The organism is Shewanella frigidimarina, assembly GCF_003797125.1.
Taxonomy (GTDB): Bacteria; Pseudomonadota; Gammaproteobacteria; order Enterobacterales; family Shewanellaceae; genus Shewanella; species Shewanella frigidimarina.
The window spans coordinates 1-19,636 of the sequence record NZ_RKKE01000011.1 but is presented as its reverse complement, the minus strand read 5'-3'; the positions used below and the strand labels follow the sequence as shown (position 1 = coordinate 19,636).

Below are 19,636 nucleotides of genomic sequence, written 5' to 3'. Positions count from 1 at the left end.
GAGCTTAATCGCCTATGGCACCAATGTGAGTAACGGTGTTTGGGCTACTACTTGAAAATCCAATGCCATGGTCACGCTTAATGCTGTGATAGTGATAATTGAAAATCCAAATACCTGTCTAGCCCAAGACTGCAAATTGATGTCGCGACGATAGCCTTTTAACGCCATGGCTAACCACCATAAGCTGGTGGCAAAGGTGACCGCCATAAAAGCAATACCTGTGTAACCGGCCAGTGGCAACAGCGCACTAACGACAGCAAATATCGCTATGTACAATACGATATGTAGTTTAGCTTTGGTCATGCCTTGGGCTACGGGCAATACAGGAATATTGGCCGCGGCATAATCGTCAAACCGAAAAATCGCAATCGCATAAGAGTGGGGCATTTGCCATAGGCTAAACATCAGCAGCAAAATTACCGCGCCCATGTCCATTTGCCCGGTAACCGCGCAATAACCCACAACCGGTGGCACAGCACCCGAAAAACTGCCTACTAAGGTGCCGTAAACCGAGTTGCGTTTCATGTATAGGCTGTACACACCGACATAAACTACATAGCCAATGGCGGCAAATAATACCGCTAAGCTATTAGTGAATATAGCCAGCATGGTAAAGCCTACAACACCCAAACCAATACCAAAGCTCAATACCGCTTGTACTGATATTTCACCGGTAACGGTAACTCGATTTCGAGTACGCTTCATCTTGGCGTCGATGTCGCGATCAATGCAGTTATTGATTGCGCAACCCGACGCTACCACCAAAGATAAACCTATCATGGTGGCAAACATCAAGGTCATATCAACATTGCCTTGAGCCGCGAGTAAAAAGCCGCCCGCGACAGAAATTAAATTGCCCATGATGATGCCAGGTTTGGTGACCTGAACATATCCTCGTAAGCGTGAGGTTAATTGTGCTGACATAAATTGACCTTGATTATTCATGATGGCTGTTGAGTGACATACTGTGGTTACATTGATCTCGTTACATCATCAATTCATTGGCTGCGTAGATAATCCACACAGACAAACCCACCACCATGACAATAATCAAGGCCGTGAATAAGAACGAGAATGTATTGATCCTGCCTTCTTTAGAAAAATCTAAATGGAGGAAGTATTTCAAGTGCACCACGATTTGCACTAACGCCGTTATCACCACAACCCATAGTGTTGTCATGTGGTCAAACTGGTGCGTCATCACCGACCAAAATGGAATACCGGTTAAGACAACCGATAACACAAAGCCGACTAAATATGATTTAACGCTGGCAGAAAAATCGCCTTCGCCGTGGCTTGCATATGCATTGCTCATCACAAGACTCCTAACAAATAAACTACGGTAAACACACACACCCACACGATGTCTAAGAAATGCCAGAACAAACTTAAGCAACTCAAACGAGTGATGCTGCGATTCGTTAAGCCTGTTTTAAGCACTTCAACCATCATTATCAGCATCCAAATTAAGCCCGCGGTAACATGCAACCCATGCATGCCAACTAAGGCAAAAAATGCGGATAAAAAGGCGCTGCGATCTGGGCCATTGCCATGTTCAATTAAGTGATGAAATTCGTACACTTCCATCGCGATAAACACACAACCCAACGCAAAGGTGATTAATAACCAGCCTAAAGTTGCAGCTTTCTTTTGGTGTCTTGCGCAAATCATGGCAAAGCCATAAGTAATACTACTGACCAACAAGGCGGCGGTTTCGATAAGCACGAAATCTAATTCGAAAATATCTTTACCCGACACACCACCGTCGGTGTTCATAAACAACACCGCATAAGTCGCAAACACAGAGGCGAACAAAATACAGTCGGTCATTAGATAAATCCAAAAACCGAACAAGGTGTTACCGCTAGTGTCATGATGATCATCATGGTGATCTGCAGCGTGAGCCACGTGTAAATCTGCTTGAATAGCAATACTCATTATCGGCCCCTTGCTACGTTATCTAAGTGTGCATTTTCAATACGTGCGACTTCATCTGGCTGCACGTAATAGTCAACGTCATTGTCGTAAGCGCGCAGTAAAAACAACACAAACGTACCGGCAAAACCGACAATGGCTAACCACCAAATATGCCAAATAGCAGCAAAGCCCATGGCCGTAATACACGCGGCCATAGCAATACCGCTGGCAGTATTTTTAGGCATGTGGATCGGCTGGTATGTTTCACGACGTTGATAGGCAGTGCCTTTTTCTTTCATGTCGGTGAACGCATCAATGTCAGTTACAGGATCTAACTGAGCAAAGTTATAAAACTGTGGGGGTGAAGATGTTGACCATTCAAGCGTGTGGCCATTCCATGGATCGCCTGTGGTATCCAGGTTTTGCTCACGGTCACGGAAGCTCACATACAATTGGACAAACTGTAAAATAATACCCACAAGAATGATAAATGCGCCGACTACGGCAAAGTAAAGCCAGAAGTTCCACGCTGGGTTGTCGGTGTGGTTAATACGACGTGTCATGCCCATAAAGCCAAGCACGTACAACGGCATAAAGGCCACATAGAACCCAATCTGCCAGCACCAAAATGATGCCTTACCTAAGCGTTCATTGAGTGTGAAACCCATCGCTTTAGGGAACCAGTAAGCAAAACCAGCCATGTAACCAAATACTGCACCACCAATAATGGTGTTATGGAAATGAGCGATTAAAAACAAGCTGTTATGCAGTACGTAATCGGCACCAGGTAATGCTAACAATACCCCGGTCATGCCGCCGATGGTGAAGGTCACCATAAAGCCTAAAGACCACAATACTGGCACGGTAAAACGTAAACGGCCGCGATAAATAGTAAATAGCCAGTTAAACAGTTTTACCCCGGTCGGCACCGCAATCACCATGGTCATTACGCCGAAGAAGGCGTTAACGTTAGCGCTTGAACCCATGGTAAAGAAATGGTGTAACCACACAATAAAACCAAGCACCGAAATCGCACCGGTTGCCCACACCATTGAGGTGTAACCAAATAAACGCTTTGAGGTAAAGGTTGAAAACACTTCAGAGAAAATACCGAAAGCCGGTAATACCAAAATGTATACTTCAGGATGACCCCAAGCCCAAAACAGGTTGATGTACATCATGGCGTTACCGCCACCGTCATTGGTAAAGAAGTGGAAATCTAAATAACGGTCTAAGGTCAACATGCCTAAAACAGCGGTTAAAATGGGGAACGATGCAACGATTAACACGTTAGCCCAAGTACAAGCCCAAGTGAAAATAGGCATTTGCATTAACTTCATGCCAGGCGCACGCATTTTTAACACAGTGGCGATAAAGTTCACCCCGGTTAAGGTTGTCCCGATACCGGATATTTGCAAGGCCCAGATATAATAATCAACCCCCACCCCCGGGCTGTAGGCCAGCTCAGACAATGGCGGATAAGCTACCCAACCGGTTTTAGCAAACTCACCGAGTCCTAGCGATATGTTAATTAACACCGCGCCAGAGGTCGTTAGCCAAAAACTTAAGTTGTTTAAGAATGGGAACGCCACATCGCGGGCACCAATCTGTAGTGGCACGACCAAGTTCATTAAACCAATCATAAATGGCATTGCCATAAAGATAATCATGATCACGCCGTGGGCTGTGAAGATTTGGTCGTAATGTTCTGGTGGTAAATAGCCCGCAGCGCCGTTAGTGGCAAGTGCTTGCTGAGTTCGCATCATAATCGCGTCAGAAAAACCACGGACCAGCATTACCATCGCTAATACGATATACATAATACCGAGTTTTTTGTGGTCAACAGAGGTTAACCAGTCGTGCCACAGCACGCCCCATTTTTGATGTTTAGTAATTAAGGCCGCAATGATGACACCAATAATGGCGACAGCCGCTAGGGTCACCATAATAATGGGTTCGTGATACGGAATAGACTCGAGTGTTAATTTTCCAAGAAATGACATGATTACTCCGCCTCCCCAGAAGCAGTCGAAGAATGCTCTGTGGTTGAGTGTGTAGAGGATGAAAGTCCAGAATGTTGTTCAGCGTCCATGTATGTCATATGCTGCATATGTTGAGTGTGGTCCATACCTTCCATACCAGACATTGATTTCATGTTGCCCATGTCGTGCATGCCTTCCATATTTTCCATACTGTCCATGCTACCCATTGATTTCATGTTCGAGTCTGGATGCATGTACTGCATAACAATGTAATTAAACATGCCTTTTTGCACTGACCCGTAATATTGCACAGGGTTGTTTTCACTTTTTTCAGCTAGCTGCTTATATTGCTCAACATCCAAGGTGTTACCTTGTTGTTTTACCTTAGCAATCCAGGCATCAAAATCGCCTGCTGTAGGTGTGGCAATGGCGTTAAACTTCATGCCCGCAAAACCAGCACCACTGTAGTTAGCTGAAATACCTTCAAAGGTACCCGGCTCATTAGCAATAAGGTGTAGCTTGGTTGCCATGCCTGCCATTGAGTATATTTGGCTGCCTAACTGCGGAATGAAAAAGGAATTCATCGCCGTGTCTGAGGTAATTTTGAAGTTAACCGGCACGTTCGCAGGGAAGGCCAATTCGTTAACCGACGCAATGCCATATTCTGGATAGATAAATAACCACTTCCAGTCCAGCGACACTACTTCAACCGTTACTGGTTTAGCATCATGTTCAAGCGGTTTATAGGGGTCTAAATCATGAGTCGAATTCCAAGTGATAACACCCAAAATGATCACGATAATAATGGGAACAACCCACACCACAATTTCAATTGCAGTTGAGTGTGCCCATTTAGGCGCATAAATTTCTTCATCGCGGCCATCACGGTATTTCCATGCAAAGTACAGCGTCATAAAAATTACCGGAATAACCACAATCAGCATCAGTAGCGTCGCCACAATAATGAGGTTTTTCTCATCTATGCCGATTTGACCTTTGGGATCCAGTACGCCGCCTTCACAACCGGCAAGCATAAATGCTAATGCCGCCAGCATTGGTTTACTTAAATTTCGAATTAACAAAGGAAGATTCCTCTCACCTTAAAAGCTTACTACGCTGCCAATAGGATCGGCAGTTGCAGAATAATCATCGAACGCAAATAACCACACCAAAGGACTCATCCTAATCAACTATCAGTGATTTTGGCGTAGCGCTTAAGGCGATATCGGTTTTGCGAATAATGTATTTAAATTAAAAACTTAAGCTTGTAGAGGAGGAGCGCGACAACCGTGTGCCGTGTATTCAGGGGATTTAGGGGTAACAGCAGATAAAGCACTTAACGCGTAGCTAAGAGCAAGGAGATTACAAAAAGTAGAATTGAGATTGAATAAACGCCAGAATTGCTCGATCACCAATGGATTTAATATCAACAGGCCCAGTAAGCTAGCGCCCATAACTTCAGCTAATAAAGTGTCAACAACGGCAATAAATTCACTCATATCGACGACATGTCCCATCGACATCGATAATGAATCCGCTACAGGTTGCAGCAACAGTAACCCGAAACACAACGTTAAATGTGCTTTACTCAATTTGGAAAGCCTTGCGATGCTATTAAGCGGCTTAGCAAGGTATTGGCAAAGAGTGAATTTCAAGAAACGATTCCAAACGAGCTCAAAGGAGTGGGTAGTTGAATCAACAGATCCAGCTGGCAATTTTCATTGGCAGGAGAATAACAATAAGGGGCTGGTCATTGGAAGTGAATCACGGTAGGGAAACCGTGAAATTATTAAATAAATCTTAATTAGAACAATATTTAAACGAATATTTTACACATTTAACCCTTTGATCATGATGTGGTGGCGCAAAACGCACAAATTTGTGACTAATAGCACTTATTTCAAATGAGAAACCGTGATCGGGTTTATTGCCCTCTGGCCTTTAAACACTATCAGATACTCGTGCAAATGGAACGTCATATGCGCTTACGTTATCGCCCAAGGCCGAGTGGTGATCTCGGGCGTTTCTGGTGGTGTGGGTTCTGCTGCTATTCAACTTGGCAAAGCTCACAGATACGTCAGGTGCGTACTCAATAACGTGATGAACTGCTACACTGTTTTTGGTTATTTTTGAATTTAAGATTATTTTTTATGCAGCGTCCACCACTACGTCAAGCCAAAACCATCGATAACGTTTTTAATAGTGCTTATTGGCACCTTGGCCAGCAAGACTTTACCATTAACGAAATTCGCACCAAGCTTGAGCGTAAAACCGACAATCAACAATGGATTGATACTGTACTCGCCAGACTCATTGAGGGCGGATATTTAAAAAGCGATTTTGACTTTGCGGTACGTTACTGCGAGTTAGCTTTTAGTAACGAAATCGGTATCGGTGCCATAAGGCGTAAGTTACAGCTGCGCGGCGTGAGTGCTACAGAGATTGATACCGCGATAGAACAAGTGATGCACGAGCAAACAGTGGACCTTTTTGAGTTAGCCACATCGCGATTGTTGAGTCGGTTTGAAAATTTCTATGGCACCAACATAGAAAAAGTCTATTCCCAGATGACCACAAAAGGTTTCTCTCGAGCTGAAATTGATCACGCATTAGCACAACATCCACAACGTGAAACCCTGCGCAGTAAATTAGCCCTCAAAGCCGACAAAGCCGATTTAACCACTGAAATAATCAAGCTGTTTAATAAAGGCAAAGGTAAAACTCTTATCTTGCAGGAATTAAAGCAGCGACTGATTGATGTAAGCGACTTTGAAGAAACCTTGTACCAACTAACGCTAACAGAACATGTCGATTTTTATCAAAGCTGCAAAAATGAACTGGCTAAAAAACGCTATAACTTAGCGGACTATAAAGAAAGGTCGAAAGCGTACGCCTATTTATCCCGTAAAGGATTTGGCAGTGATGAAATAAAAGAGGCAATGAGTCTAGATAATGATGCATCATAAAAATAGCTTCTAGATAAGTGCTAAACATTTTAATAATAAGTTGTTAATAAATTTTATCGATTATTATCATTTATAATAAATATTATACTTACGTCATCATAGCCGTTATATCGCGTTAATGTGGTTGGCTACTATTCATGTATTACTACTATTTGGGGCGGTAAATTATGTCGTTTAAACATAAATTAGTGTCATTTATCGTTAGTTTGTCTCTGGGCTCTTTGTTTTTTCTATTTTTATTCTTATGGATAGAAAAACAGATTGTCGTTGAGCAAGATCAAGCTGCAACAACCCATTTAGCCTTAATGAGTACTATTAGCAAAGACATTCAACACACTCTTGAGCGATTAGATGGGCTTGATGATCAAGTGTGTAGTAGTGAAATGTTACTGCATATGCGTCGTGAGAATTTCCTGTCTATCTTTATCAAAGATATAGGCTATTCAGATGAAAATGGTAAATTGCTGTGTACCGCAGGTTTAGGGATAATTGTTACAAAGAGTATGGAATCTGAGCCCGACTACATTAATAATAACGGTGCAAAAGTGTGGGTAAATAAAAAGTTAGAACTTTTTGATAGGTTACATACAGCGGTCGTCATCAAGCATAACGGTTTCAATGTAGTGATTGAGCCTGCGGAGATCAATAAATTCAGTTCTATGGGATTCGATTGGGAAATTGTATTCAATAGAGCAAATCATTATCAACATGTGTCAGGCAGCAATAATCTATATGTCAAAGGTATTGTTGGTAGGGTGAATGTAACCCATGCCTATCAATTTCAACAATGTGATCCTGAATCATCTTACTGCGTCGCACTGAGCCTTAGCGCTGGCGAGTTTTATGAAAAAAACCGCCTGTTGATTGCTATTATTATTGCGTCATCATTTTTTCTGACATTATTTTTATATTATTTTATATCATTTAAAATCAATGGCTTTATGTCGATAAGTTCTCGGGTTAAACGAGGTGTTAAATCAAACAAGTTTTTCCCCTTATTTCAACCGATAGTCAATATTCAAACCGGCAAGATCGTCGGCTGTGAAGTGCTGGCGCGATTTGAAGATAACGAAGGTAAAATATTTCCAGATGAATTTATTCCCAAAGTAAGGGAGCTGGGCCTGTCATGGGAGTTTACTGAGCAACTTGTTGAAAAATCACTGCAGCGCTTAAGTGAAAGCGGTATTGATTTGAACGGTTTTAAAGTCAATATTAATATTTTTCCTTCTGATGTCTCTAGCGGAAAAGTGTTAAAGATAATTGATCTGCCGTATGTGAATGATCATCCCATTAAGGTTGTACTTGAGATTGTAGAAGATGAACAGTTGACCGGCAAAGAGTTTGCAAACAACTTAGAGATCCTAGAACAACATGGTTTTTTGATTGCAATCGATGATTTTGGGACTGGATATTCAAATTTAAACCAAGTGTCAAAATTGTCATGTCATATTTTGAAAATCGATAGAAGCTTTATTAATGCCATGGAAGGAGGCTCCATCCGTTCATCATTGATACCTTATATTGTCCAAATGGCTAATGAACTTCATATCGACGTTGTTGCTGAAGGTGTTGAAAACATCATGCAGCATCAAGCACTCAAAGATTTAGGCATATTAAACGGACAAGGATGGCTATACGGTAAGCCAATGAGTGCCGATGATCTTTGTCCAATAATTAAACACTTTAAGATTTGATGTTTAAGGTTTGGTTTTATTCTACTGGCCCAACCTTGGGTAGGAGATGAGTTCAGCAAGGCAAGTTAGCGAGATTTTACCTATTCACATAAATAGGTTTTGCTCTCGCCAACTCTGTTTGGCGTCAGTCTTTTGCACTCCTAGCGCTGGCTTTTGGTGGCGTTATTGATGAGGCTTGGCGAGATGCAACGGGTCGAGTATCGCTTTGAGTTTCTCTTCGTCTAAATCGGTTTCTTCGAGTGCAATGGCTAATACTGATTTATGTTCTTTATCTGCTCGTTTAGCAATTTTTGCGGCCATATCGTAACCCACTACTGAATTAAGTGCGGTAGCCAGAATCGGATTTTTCTCCAATGCCTGGGTCAAATGCTCGACATTGGGTTGAAACTCGGCAAACACTTTGTCGGTCATGGCCTGGCAGGCATTTGTTAATAAATTAATGCTAGACAGTAACTTGTCGGCAATCAGTGGCAACATCACATTCAACTGAAAATTACCCGATTGCGCCGCGATGGTAATGGTTGTTTCATTGCCGATGACTTCAGCGGCAATCATGGCTACGGCTTCTGGGATAACGGGGTTAACCTTACCGGGCATTATCGATGAGCCCGGTTGCAGCGCCGTTAAGCTAATTTCTTGTAACCCTGCTACAGGGCCAGAGTTCATCCAACGTAAATCATTGGCGATTTTCAATAACGTAACCGCTAACCCTTTGAGCGCAGAAGCCATGGCTAAGGTGTGATCTTGGCTACTCATATACAACGCAGGCATTACCGCCGCCTGCCAAGGGATTTTATCTTGCTGTTGTAAATCATCACATGCAAGTTTGGCAAAATTGGGGTCACAATTAACGCCAGTGCCAACCGCTGTGCCGCCCAATGGCAATTGATGCAGGCTCAGCTCAACTTGCTGAATTCGAGCTTGAGCACTGTTTAGCTGTTGTTGCCAACATTGCAGTTCTTGGCCAAGCGTAATCGGCATGGCGTCCATTAAATGGGTGCGACCAGTTTTGACTGTATTTGAATACTCATCGGCCAAAAACGCTAATCTGTCATTCAAGCCCTTAATGGCCGGATACAATAAGCCCTTTAATTGCCTAACCGTACTAATATGAATAGAGGCAGGCACCACATCGTTACTGCTTTGCCCCATATTGACATGATCATTGGGGTGAACCTTTGCCTGCAAAATATCGCTGGCGAGGCTGGCAATGACTTCATTAACATTCATATTAGAACTGGTACCAGAGCCTGTTTGGAACAAATTAATCGGAAAATGCTGCGAAAAATCAAGCTTCTTAGCGGCGATAATCGCTTGTTGAATTGCTTTGGCCATGGCGCTATCTAATAAACCGAGTTGGCTATTAGCTTGTGCAGCAGCTGATTTTATGTCGAGTAGGGCGAGTATCGCTGGCGTCGGAAAGCGCCGCTCAGAAAACTGAAAGTTATCTCGTGCGCGTTGAGTTTGCGCCTGATAATAAACATCATCTGGCACCTGTACTTTTCCCATACTGTCATATTCTATACGCATCTTACTCATAAGGTTTTCGACTCGATTTTTGATTTGGATATGTTAGTGTGTTCACTAAGCTTAGCAGGAAGTGCCAATAAACGTTTATAGGGAGATCAGTAATGAACCATTCTATGCAATTATTGAAACAGCTTGAAAGTAATGGAAAAACTTTCCGGTATTACAGCTTTGATCGATTAGCTGAACACTACGATTTAACCCGCTTACCCTTTGCGGCAAAAATATTATTAGAAAATCTACTGCGTTATGAAAATTCGGAATTTGTCCAGCCGAAGGATATTGAAACCTTGGCCCGCTGGGATCTGGATAACTGGTCAGAAACCGAAATTGCCTTTGTTCCTTCTCGAGTCATTCTACAAGATTTTACCGGCGTACCTTCAGTTGTCGATTTAGCCGCAATGCGTGATGCTATCGTGACATTGGGCGGCAATGCCGACGCGATTAATCCACTGAACCCGGTGGAGCTGGTGATTGACCACTCCGTGATGGTCGATGTATTTGCCGAAACAGGAGCGCTGCAAAAAAATACTGCCATTGAGATTCAACGAAACCGCGAACGATATCAGTTTTTGCGTTGGGGTCAGCAAGCCTTCGACAACTTTAAAGTGGTACCGCCAGGTCGCGGTATCGTGCATCAAATCAATCTGGAATATTTGGCGAGAGTGGTCTTTGTCAAAGAGGATGACGATAACCTATTGTATCCCGACACCTTAGTGGGAACAGATTCTCACACCACCATGATCAACGGTTTGGGGGTATTGGGTTGGGGCGTGGGCGGCATTGAGGCTGAGGCCGCGATGTTAGGCCAACCCGTGACCATGTTGTTACCCGAAATTGTCGGATTTGAGTTTGTCGGTAAATTGCCCCCAGGAGTTACCGCGACTGATCTAGTGTTAACGGTAACCGAACAGCTGCGCTCATTTGGCGTGGTAGGTAAGTTTGTAGAATTTTTTGGTGCCGGTGTTGATCAATTAACCTTGGCCGATAGGGCAACCATTGCCAATATGGCGCCAGAATACGGTGCGACTTGTGGCATTTTCCCGATTGACCAACAAACGTTAGATTACCTCAAGCTTACCGGTCGTGATCCAGAGCGTATCGCGTTGATCAAAGCGTATCTTAAACAGATGGGCATGTGGGCCAGCGCATCCGACAACAAAGCCTGTTATCACGCCAGCTTACAACTGGATTTAGGCAGTATTGTGCCTTCTATCGCTGGCCCCAAAAGACCACAAGACAGAATTGCACTTGAGCAAGCTGGAGTCAGTTTCCGCCAATGGTTGGATAGTCAAATCCCTGTGAGCCACATCGACGCCGAAGGTAAAGACGAGTTGGCAAGCGAGGGTGGTCCATCGGTGCAAGTACCCGTCGCCGATGGTAGTACTGGTGTTGCTTGTCGTTATCGAGATAAAGACTTTGTGCTGGAAGCCGGCGCGGTGGTGATAGCGGCGATAACCAGTTGTACTAATACCTCTAATCCATCGGTGTTAATCGCAGCCGGATTATTGGCCCGAAATGCGCGTAAAAAAGGCTTACAGGTTAAACCTTGGGTGAAAACCAGCTTTGCACCTGGCTCACAGGTAGTGACGGATTATTTAATAAAATCGGGTCTTAATGTCGATTTAGATGCGCTAGGTTTTCAGTTGGTTGGCTACGGTTGTACCACCTGTATTGGTAATTCTGGTCCATTGCCTCAGCCCGTTAGTGAAGCGATACAACAGGGCAGATTGAAGGTGTGTTCGGTGTTATCGGGCAACCGTAACTTTGATGGCCGCATCCATCCAGAAGTACAAGCCAATTACTTAGCATCGCCGCCGCTGGTGGTGGCGTATGCATTGGCCGGTAATATGAAAGCCGATATGGTCACAGAAGCACTTGGCGAAGATGTTGATGGTAATGCGGTTTATTTAAAAGATATCTGGCCAGATAATCAGGAAATCCAACAGGTCATGGCCAGCGCGGTACAAAGCGAGATGTTTGTTTCCCGCTATGCCGATGTATACAGCGGCGACGCAGACTGGCAAGGGCTTGAAGTGGTGCAGAGCCAAAAATATAACTGGCCAGATTCCACCTATGTTAAACAGCCGCCATTCTTTGATGGGATCAGTGCTGAAGTACCGAAAATTATGGCTATCGACAATGCCCGTTGTTTACTTAAGTTAGGTGATTCGGTCACTACCGACCATATTTCACCTGCGGGATCTATTGCACCAGACAGCCCTGCCGGAGATTATTTACAGCAAGCTGGAGTCGCCATTAAAGACTTTAACTCTTACGGTTCACGCCGTGGCAACCATGAAGTAATGATGCGCGGCACCTTTGCCAATGTAAGGCTAAAAAATCTGCTGGCACCGGGGACCGAAGGCTGTTGGACACGTTTAATGCCTAACGGTGAGCCGATGACTGTATTTGATGCCGCTATGCAGTATCAACAACAAGGTACGCCTTGTATTGTGTTGGCAGGTAAAGAATATGGCACTGGCAGCTCGCGGGACTGGGCGGCAAAAGGGCCTGCACTGTTGGGGGTAAAAGCGGTTATAGCGCAAAGTTATGAGCGAATTCACCGTTCTAATTTGGTTGGAATGGGTATCTTGCCACTGCAGTTTATGCCTGATGACAGCGCACAATCGCTAAACCTCACAGGTGAAGAGCAATTTAGCATTCCAGCGGTAAGCGCCGAACAGAAAACCGTTAATGTATCAGTGACCGACAAAGCGGGTAAGCAACATTCGTTTGAAGCTAAAATCCGCATTGATACCCCTAATGAGTTTAGTTATTACCAACATGGCGGCATCTTGCATTATGTATTGCGCAATTTAGCTAGGTAATTTAGCTAGGTAATTAGGTAGATAATTTAGATAGATCGTTTAGCTGAGTCAGCGAGGCGCTAGCGAAGTAATTAACTGCTTTAGATAACGTGTAAATACCCTGTAAATAGACCCATGTTTAACAACCTGGGTCTATTTTTTTACTGTTTGATCATTGTATCTATTTGCATCCCGAATCAACCAATATGCTGGAAAACATAATACTTTCAGTCCTGTTTAAGCGTAAATCGCTCTTGGAAGCACAAAATGCGTTAGTGTTTTTTGCGTTAATCGAAACATGATATATATAGCAGGGCTAGTTAGATAAATAGGTGGTATGTTGTTCATGGGGTTATTGTTGAAGATAAAACGTATTATCTTCATTATTAGCCTATTTATGGGTTGATCAATCCATCAATATAAGCAAAATCCGTTATTTTATATGCAGCATTTAAAAGAATGAGTTTATTATTTTTCAGTAGCCCTCGCGTTAGTGAGAGATTGCACGGCGTTGAGTCCCAAAGGGTATGGGTGAGGGATCTACAGCAGACTTTTGACTCCCTAGTAAGATTACCGTTAATTCAGAATGGCTAAAAATATTATGGAACATAAACGATACTTTCTAATCCTTTCAGTTATCTTTGGCATTGAATTCCTAGTTATTTCTATATCGCCTCATGACCGAGCCGATTGGGCGCTTGAGAATGTATTAGTTGTCTTATCTGCCATCTTCATTTTTTTTACGTATAAGAAATGCCCATTATCGCGACTCTCTTATAGTTTGATATTTGCCTTTATGAGCTTGCATGAAATAGGTTCATATTATACTTATTCCAATGTTCCCTATGATGCATTTTTAACGTCGTATTTTAACTTTAGCCTTAATGAATATATGGGCTGGACCAGGAATAATTTTGATAGATTGATTCATTTGGCATACGGTCTTTTATTGGCATACCCGGTTAGGGATTTGTATTGTCGAATTGCTGGTTTGAAAGGCTTTTGGAGCTATTTAACGCCTTTAAATCTTATTATGGCAACATCGATGCTATATGAATTGATTGAGTGGGGCGCCGCCGAGACATTTGGTGGCGAGCTAGGAATGGCGTATTTAGGCACACAGGGAGATGTTTGGGATGCACATAAAGATATGGCCCTGGCAAGTCTTGGCGGTTTTATAGCGATGGCGATAACCCTTTTTATCCATTCACGTATTCAGAAAAACTTTCGAGAGCAATGGGCATTGAGCGTAACGGTAAACAATAAAGGATGTTAAGCAAAGCAGACTTGTTATGGCCTACTGCCACTAATGTCGTGGCGCTTCGCTGACTCCAGAGTTGGATAAATGTTACTCTGGTTCACTTCAACTTCATTATTCGTCTTCCCGGTAATGCTTATGAGCCGGGATCCAGGTGTTTGTTTTGTTTTTGCTTATGGCCTGCGGCCACTAACGTCGTGGCGCTTCACCCACACCAGACCAAGAGGAAACCAACGGCTGTTCCCTCTTGGATCTCCCAGCCGCCACATCAAAGTTATCTGAAAAGCGATAATTTTGCGACGTGGTCTGATCCAGCTTTTAACTTCGTCTGAGTGTTCTTCGGCCTTATTCGAAAATGCTAACGCTTCAGATGGGGCGTCCCTTCCCCTCCAAAGCTAGCCAGACATCCATGTCTGGGCTCACGTCATTTTCTTCAACGGCCTCAAGTTCAGAGTTGAATTTGAACATTTTAAAATCAAGAAAACTAACTCGCTTGTGCAGTAAAGTGAGTTAGCAAGGTACATCAGGTAAAAGTACAATCGAAAAAGATGAAAGCTAACAAAACCCACCTTAAAAGGTGTAATCAGAACAGGCAATTAGCCAAAAAATTGTACAAAATACCACTACCGTTAAAAAGCGAATTCCTATAGCATCTTACGTTAAGAAAAAAGTTACCCGTTAACTTGGATGTGGCTTCGGCCAAGTCCAACAAGCGATTTATGCGTCGCAAACAGCGCAACTCATAAATACTAAAACGTTAACTCTTAATCATGAAAAGGACATCATCATGTTTCCAATGGAATTTTACATCCTCCCTGAAGAGCTCTTCCGACTAGGTAATTCCACAAGTCCAAAGCTTGCCAATGTACGCGCTAGAGACGTAGATATAATCGAAATTAACGGTATTAAGGTTATTATCGCAAACGGTAAAGGCATTAGCGTCTTTGATAAGGTTGGGATCAACGAATCGCCAATGACAGGCTGGGTGTGGCGATTCGCTCCTAACACTAGGCCTCCGGTTGGTTTAAAGATGGTTCAGGATAAACCCCATCACTATTGTATTTCACCGGCGTGTAATATGCCTGTTGATAAATACAAAGGATTACTTGAAGAAATGGCATTGATTGCCACTCGGGTGTTCAAAAAAGAAGGCAAATTTGCATGAGTAGTATTCAACTCGATTTAACCGCTTCTGAAGCCAAAATTATTCTTGAGGCTCTGACAGAAATGGAAGCCAAGATGACTGCCATCTGCGAAACCTCTGCAGATGAAGATGAGGTTGCTGATGTTGGAAATGACCTCATTGAGGTTCGGCTGCTGCTAAACCCTCTCAAGAAGCAAGCAATTACTCAGTTTGGTGAAAATGTAATAAATTTTTCTCGAGAGCTACTATAAAGTTAACAAACAAAGTCACTGCGACCAAATACTCTTCACTTCGTTTTCGTGCCGAAAAATGCTCTCACAAAAACAAAGCTCCGGTATTTGGCGCGTGCTTTGGACGTTACCCATAGAAATTTTAATCCGAAACTCACGAACTAGAGTTAGGAATCTAACGCACTTTTGTCCATAAATGCGTCAAATACCTTGCTTGAAAATGGATAAATTCAACTCTGAACTTGTGGCCGTTGAAGACTCTTTATAAAAGAATGCGTGAGCCTGACAGGACGTCAGGCTAGCTTTCGCGGTACAGGATGTACCATCGGAAGCGTTAGCATTTTCGAATAAGGCCGAAGCAGACTACAAGCGAAATTAAAAGTTGGATCAATCAACATGGCGACCTTTTCGCAGCTGTTGCTTTGTAAATCGCGAAAATGTTGCGGGGCGGCTGGGAGTTCTAAGAGGGAACAGCCGCTGGTTTCCTCTTGGTCTGGTGTGGGTGAAGCGCCACGACGTTAGTGGCCATAGCCAAAAAACCAAAGAGCAGAGCTGGATTACGGCTCACAAGTAAATTTAGTGGGTCAGGATAATTTTTTATAAAAAGTCAATTGAAACAATGGTTTTTCTAAAACGTTTATGTCCACTAGCGCGTTAGCAAAACTGCAAGAATTGATAATGTTTTTTAAGGAAGAAACTACAATATGATCATGCTGGTTTAAACTGGTTAGGTGGAATGTCACCTGAGGTGATCAACCGTTATTGGGTGTGACGTTCCACTTTGTATCGAGAACAACAACCTTACCTAATAGTTGTTCGATGTACTCCGATGGGCGGGCTATCTCTCGTAATTTTGGCAATACATTGTTTGCGTATATTTCATGAGCTTCTGGTGATTCCCAATGCGTTACCACTAAGTAACAGTCATGGTGTTTAACATGGCGCCAAACGTGACCGCCTAAACATCCGAGTTGCGTTGACAGTTGAGGGTTCCAGATAAGTTGTTGATCTCGATTAAACCTATCAATGTCCAGTACTCTTGAGCAGTAAGCGATTCTTAATACTCCAGCACCTGAAAAATTAATCTGTAAGTCAGATATGGTTGAAACTAGTTCGAAGTAATTAACTGAACAATGACGATAAGTGGATTGTTGTTTATTACTTAAATAAATATCATCGTGGATAGTTCTCATGAATTCACTCACGTGAAACTGAGATTCCCAAAAACCTAAAATAATGGCTGTGCTTGACGATGCTTCCCATCCACCTGCTTGTCCAACAAAACCGTTACACGTCGACAGTTGACTCCAGGCACTCTGACTTTGTGAAAAAGCCTCTTGTTTACCGTCATCAACCTCGCACATAATCAATTTTGCTATAGTCAAAATGGCTCCTAATATTGATGGTTCATGAGTCAATATGGCTCTTCAAAGCTGAATCTATCAGGGAACAATATCTTTGTGGTGTTGGAGTCACCACGCCCAGTGCTAGCAGCAAAGTTTAACTGTTCAATACTTCTTTTTGACGGAACAAAACCATAGCAACTAACGCCTTTGATTCCGTTTTCCTTGGATAAGTTATTTCTGTTCTAGTTTGTAACTAATCTTATTGATGTACCAGGTTTTATCGCCTTGAGGTGTGCTCACTACCGCTTCATCGTCGACTTGTTTTTTGAGTAACGCGCGGGCCATGGGCGAGTCGATGGAGATGTAGTCTTTACGTTCGTCGTAAATTTCTTCTGGGCCGACAATTTTAAAGGTTTTAATGTCACCGGCGTCGTTTTCAATTTCAACCGTTGCGCCAAAAAACACTTTGCCTTCTTGCTCCGGTGCGTAATAAACGATTTTGAGTTCTGGCAATAACTTGCGTAAATAGCGAACTCGGCGATCAATTTGCCTTAATAAACGTTTATTAAAAGTATATTAGTACCACACCAGTAAGCATACTAAATACTTGAAAGTAAGTTAGTTTATGTCCTAGATCAATTTTTTTTACTCTAATGAGTATATGTTAGTTACACTAACTATATAACTTATAGTATTAGACTCTAGGAAGTAAGTTATGCCCTATGTTCTAAAACGATATGTAACCTATAAAGCCAATCAAGCTGCACCTACAGCCAATTTGCCTGCTCTTTTTACAGAAAAAGGAGTCTTGGTCTCACATTTAAGGTTTCTCTACACTAAACGCCAAAAGTCTCAATCTTGGCATGAGCGAAATGTGTTCGCAGTTGAGCAACTGCTTAAGTTTATGAATGCTCATATCAGCACATTCACATCAGCAACTGAACTGTTGCGTTCGTTTGTTGATGTTCTCTGTTTTGGCTCAATAGATGATTCACACAATGACCCCTCAAATTTGTATTGGTCCCCGCGAAAGGTGGAAGATGTCAATGTCCTACTTGGTCACATCAATTTCTATTGTGACTATCTAGACCAACTTTATGGTCATGAACTTCCTAAGCTAAATCCATTAAGAAAAGCGACTAAGGCAGAAGAGAGAATGCGCTGGTGCGCTTACTATAAACGTCAGTCAAATTGCTTCTTAAACCATCTTAGTCGCCCATCAAAACATCAGTTCTCAATGGTGCGTAACATTCAAGGCCCCATGAATCATCTTATTTCGATTGAATCAGTTCACCGCTTCCCCAAAGAACATTTCGAACGATTCTTACAGTATGGTTTTCCCAACAATCGAACCGGTGAAATGGATTTCGGAAGTCTGCTAATTGTAATGCTTATGCACTATGGCGGATTAAGGTTATCTGAATGTTTTCATATTTATACAAGTGACATTGCCATCGACACCAAAAGAGGGGTCGCGATGGTTTCTATTTTTCACCCTAGTGACGGAGCGAGTCCTGAGCAAGGGTTCTCAACTCGCAGGGAGTATTTAAACAGTCGCTTTCGTCAAAAACCACGCAATGAGTACAAGCGATCTCACAGGCTTTATTCTGGGTGGAAACAGCCCTTACTCACTAATCAAAATCTCTCATTTGATGTGATGTTATTTCCATCCGATAAAGCAGCTGAGTTCACTTGGTTATTGCAGCAATACCTAGCTGTAAGAGTTGATGGGGATCATCCATATCTTTTTAGCAACTCGGTAGGCAAACCTGAATCAAAAAAGAACTTTATTCAAAAGCACATCCGAGCAGTAGCACGAATCGGGCTTGATACAGGTAAACACCTCGGCACTAGCCCACATTCCCACAGGCATTCTTATGGCTATAGATTAAACCAAGCAGGTTTCAATCAATTAGAGATACAAAAAGCCATGCACCATAAAAGCCCTTTCAGTTGTTTAGTTTATTTGAGGCCTGAAAATAAAGACATCAGAGAAAAAGCAAGAGAGCTAGGATTATGAAGAAAAAATTTTACCCTATCCTCACCGAAGCCCAGCAAGCCACACAAGCATTAGCCATACCAACAAGGAGTCAATACCAACAGCGCTACCGTGAAGACCCACGCTTACCGAGTCACCCGAATGAAGTCTATGCTGACGAATGGCAAAACTGGCCAACATTTCTGAACACAAGTAATAAGTTTTATTCCACCCTCACCGAGGCCCAGCAAGCCACACAAGCATTAGCCATATCAACAATGAGCCAATACCAACAGCGCTACCGTGAGGACTCACGCTTACCGAGTCTCCCGAATGACGTCTATGCTAACGAATGGCAAAACTGGCCAACATTTCTGAACACAAGTAATAAGTTTTATTCCACCCTCACCGAAGCCCAGCAAGCCACACAAGCATTAGCCATATCATCAAGTAGCCAATACCAACAGCGCTACCGTGAAGACCCACGCTTACCGAGTAACCCGAGTGAGGTCTATGCTGACGAATGGCAAAACTGGCCAACATTTCTGAACACAAGTAATAAGTTTTATTCCACCCTCACCGAAGCCCAGCAAGCCACACAAGCATTAGCCATATCAACAAGGATCCAATATAAACAGCGCTACCGTGAAGACCCACGCTTACCGAGTAACCCGGATGAAGTCTATGCTGACGAATGGCAAAACTGGCCAACTTTTCTAGGTAATGAGATAAAAAACTTCTATTCCACCCTCACCGAAGCCCAGCAAGCCACACAAGCATTAGC

Annotated in this window: 16 protein-coding genes and 1 pseudogene; 8 read left to right on the top strand and 9 right to left on the bottom strand. The window is 42.9% G+C overall.

What is annotated here, in order from left to right; all coding sequences use genetic code 11:
• Positions 1-12: 12 nt before the first annotated feature.
• The 6 genes from cyoE to EGC86_RS19765 all read right to left on the bottom strand — a co-directional run bounded on the left by cyoE (position 13) and on the right by EGC86_RS19765 (position 5,554).
• Complete coding sequence (cyoE, locus tag EGC86_RS19790; protein WP_123778779.1) at positions 13-945, bottom strand: heme o synthase; 933 nt, start codon at positions 943-945, stop codon at positions 13-15.
• A 40-nt stretch (positions 946-985) separates the two neighbouring features.
• Positions 986-1,315 carry a cytochrome o ubiquinol oxidase subunit IV gene (gene cyoD, locus EGC86_RS19785; RefSeq protein ID WP_123778778.1) on the bottom strand — a complete coding sequence of 110 codons (330 nt, stop codon included), beginning with the start codon at positions 1,313-1,315 and terminating at the stop codon, positions 986-988.
• Positions 1,315-1,938, bottom strand: a complete 624-nt coding sequence (cyoC, locus tag EGC86_RS19780) for a cytochrome o ubiquinol oxidase subunit III (protein WP_123778777.1) — start codon at positions 1,936-1,938, stop codon at positions 1,315-1,317. The genes cyoD and cyoC overlap by 1 nt, the downstream gene beginning before the upstream one ends.
• A complete protein-coding gene (gene cyoB, locus EGC86_RS19775) occupies positions 1,938-3,920 on the bottom strand; it encodes a cytochrome o ubiquinol oxidase subunit I (RefSeq protein WP_123778776.1) in 1,983 nt (660 codons plus the stop codon). Before cyoB ends, cyoC begins: the two co-directional genes overlap by 1 nt.
• A 2-nt stretch (positions 3,921-3,922) precedes the next feature.
• Positions 3,923-4,981 carry a ubiquinol oxidase subunit II gene (cyoA, locus tag EGC86_RS19770; RefSeq protein WP_123778775.1) on the bottom strand — a complete coding sequence of 353 codons (1,059 nt, stop codon included), beginning with the start codon at positions 4,979-4,981 and terminating at the stop codon, positions 3,923-3,925.
• Between the two features lie 177 nt (positions 4,982-5,158).
• Positions 5,159-5,554 (bottom strand): hypothetical protein, encoded by a 396-nt coding sequence (locus tag EGC86_RS19765; protein WP_123778774.1) that lies wholly within the window; start codon positions 5,552-5,554, stop codon positions 5,159-5,161.
• 495 nt (positions 5,555-6,049) lie between these two features.
• Between EGC86_RS19765 and EGC86_RS19755 the strand changes: the two genes are divergently transcribed.
• Complete coding sequence (locus EGC86_RS19755; protein WP_123778772.1) at positions 6,050-6,865, top strand: RecX family transcriptional regulator; 816 nt, start codon at positions 6,050-6,052, stop codon at positions 6,863-6,865.
• Positions 6,866-7,053: 188 nt separating this feature from the next.
• Positions 7,054-8,559 (top strand): EAL domain-containing protein, encoded by a 1,506-nt coding sequence (locus tag EGC86_RS19750; protein ID WP_165872468.1) that lies wholly within the window; start codon positions 7,054-7,056, stop codon positions 8,557-8,559.
• A 162-nt stretch (positions 8,560-8,721) separates the two neighbouring features.
• Here EGC86_RS19750 and EGC86_RS19745 read toward each other — a convergent pair whose 3' ends face one another.
• Positions 8,722-10,098: a class II fumarate hydratase gene (locus EGC86_RS19745; protein ID WP_123778770.1), complete on the bottom strand. Its 1,377-nt coding sequence runs from the start codon at positions 10,096-10,098 to the stop codon at positions 8,722-8,724.
• Between the two features lie 92 nt (positions 10,099-10,190).
• Between EGC86_RS19745 and acnA the strand changes: the two genes are divergently transcribed.
• The 4 genes from acnA (at position 10,191) to EGC86_RS19725 (ending at position 15,549) form a co-directional block, all read left to right on the top strand.
• The gene (acnA, locus tag EGC86_RS19740; RefSeq protein WP_123778769.1) at positions 10,191-12,917 is read left to right on the top strand and encodes an aconitate hydratase AcnA; all 2,727 of its coding nucleotides are present in this window, start codon (positions 10,191-10,193) and stop codon (positions 12,915-12,917) included.
• 580 nt (positions 12,918-13,497) lie between these two features.
• Positions 13,498-14,172, top strand: coding sequence for a DUF2238 domain-containing protein (locus EGC86_RS19735; RefSeq protein WP_245423188.1), 675 nt, complete (start codon positions 13,498-13,500; stop codon positions 14,170-14,172).
• Between the two features lie 769 nt (positions 14,173-14,941).
• Positions 14,942-15,319 (top strand): Tse2 family ADP-ribosyltransferase toxin, encoded by a 378-nt coding sequence (locus EGC86_RS19730; protein WP_123778768.1) that lies wholly within the window; start codon positions 14,942-14,944, stop codon positions 15,317-15,319.
• Positions 15,316-15,549 (top strand): hypothetical protein, encoded by a 234-nt coding sequence (locus tag EGC86_RS19725; protein ID WP_123778767.1) that lies wholly within the window; start codon positions 15,316-15,318, stop codon positions 15,547-15,549. The genes EGC86_RS19730 and EGC86_RS19725 overlap by 4 nt, the downstream gene beginning before the upstream one ends.
• 731 nt (positions 15,550-16,280) lie before the next feature.
• On the opposite strand, the gene EGC86_RS19720 is transcribed toward EGC86_RS19725, so the two are convergent.
• Together EGC86_RS19720 and EGC86_RS19715 are read right to left on the bottom strand one after the other, a co-directional pair.
• Entirely contained in the window at positions 16,281-16,913 is a 633-nt protein-coding gene (locus EGC86_RS19720) for a DUF4937 domain-containing protein (protein WP_049763502.1), read from the bottom strand.
• A 192-nt stretch (positions 16,914-17,105) separates the two neighbouring features.
• Positions 17,106-17,450: pseudogene (locus tag EGC86_RS19715) on the bottom strand (GreA/GreB family elongation factor); the annotation flags it as partial.
• A 139-nt stretch (positions 17,451-17,589) separates the two neighbouring features.
• Between EGC86_RS19715 and gmtY the strand changes: the two are divergent.
• Positions 17,590-18,894: a gamma-mobile-trio recombinase GmtY gene (gmtY, locus tag EGC86_RS19710; protein ID WP_123778765.1), complete on the top strand. Its 1,305-nt coding sequence runs from the start codon at positions 17,590-17,592 to the stop codon at positions 18,892-18,894.
• A partial coding sequence (locus EGC86_RS19705) for an integrase repeat-containing protein (RefSeq protein ID WP_281047868.1) occupies positions 18,891-19,636 on the top strand: 746 nt, incomplete at its 3' end. The genes gmtY and EGC86_RS19705, both read left to right, overlap by 4 nt.

What these genes read in the sequence shown, in the direction of transcription:
- cyoE (WP_123778779.1), bottom strand. Translation starts at nt 945, where the DNA reads ATGAATAATCAAGGTCAATTTATGTCAGCACAATTAACCTCACGCTTA.
- cyoD (WP_123778778.1), bottom strand. Translation starts at nt 1,315, where the DNA reads ATGAGCAATGCATATGCAAGCCACGGCGAAGGCGATTTTTCTGCCAGC.
- cyoC (WP_123778777.1), bottom strand. Translation starts at nt 1,938, where the DNA reads ATGAGTATTGCTATTCAAGCAGATTTACACGTGGCTCACGCTGCAGAT.
- cyoB (WP_123778776.1), bottom strand. Translation starts at nt 3,920, where the DNA reads ATGTCATTTCTTGGAAAATTAACACTCGAGTCTATTCCGTATCACGAA.
- EGC86_RS19755 (WP_123778772.1), top strand. Translation starts at nt 6,050, where the DNA reads ATGCAGCGTCCACCACTACGTCAAGCCAAAACCATCGATAACGTTTTT.
- EGC86_RS19745 (WP_123778770.1), bottom strand. Translation starts at nt 10,098, where the DNA reads ATGAGTAAGATGCGTATAGAATATGACAGTATGGGAAAAGTACAGGTG.
- acnA (WP_123778769.1), top strand. Translation starts at nt 10,191, where the DNA reads ATGAACCATTCTATGCAATTATTGAAACAGCTTGAAAGTAATGGAAAA.
- EGC86_RS19735 (WP_245423188.1), top strand. Translation starts at nt 13,498, where the DNA reads ATGGAACATAAACGATACTTTCTAATCCTTTCAGTTATCTTTGGCATT.
- EGC86_RS19730 (WP_123778768.1), top strand. Translation starts at nt 14,942, where the DNA reads ATGTTTCCAATGGAATTTTACATCCTCCCTGAAGAGCTCTTCCGACTA.
- EGC86_RS19725 (WP_123778767.1), top strand. Translation starts at nt 15,316, where the DNA reads ATGAGTAGTATTCAACTCGATTTAACCGCTTCTGAAGCCAAAATTATT.
- gmtY (WP_123778765.1), top strand. Translation starts at nt 17,590, where the DNA reads ATGCCCTATGTTCTAAAACGATATGTAACCTATAAAGCCAATCAAGCT.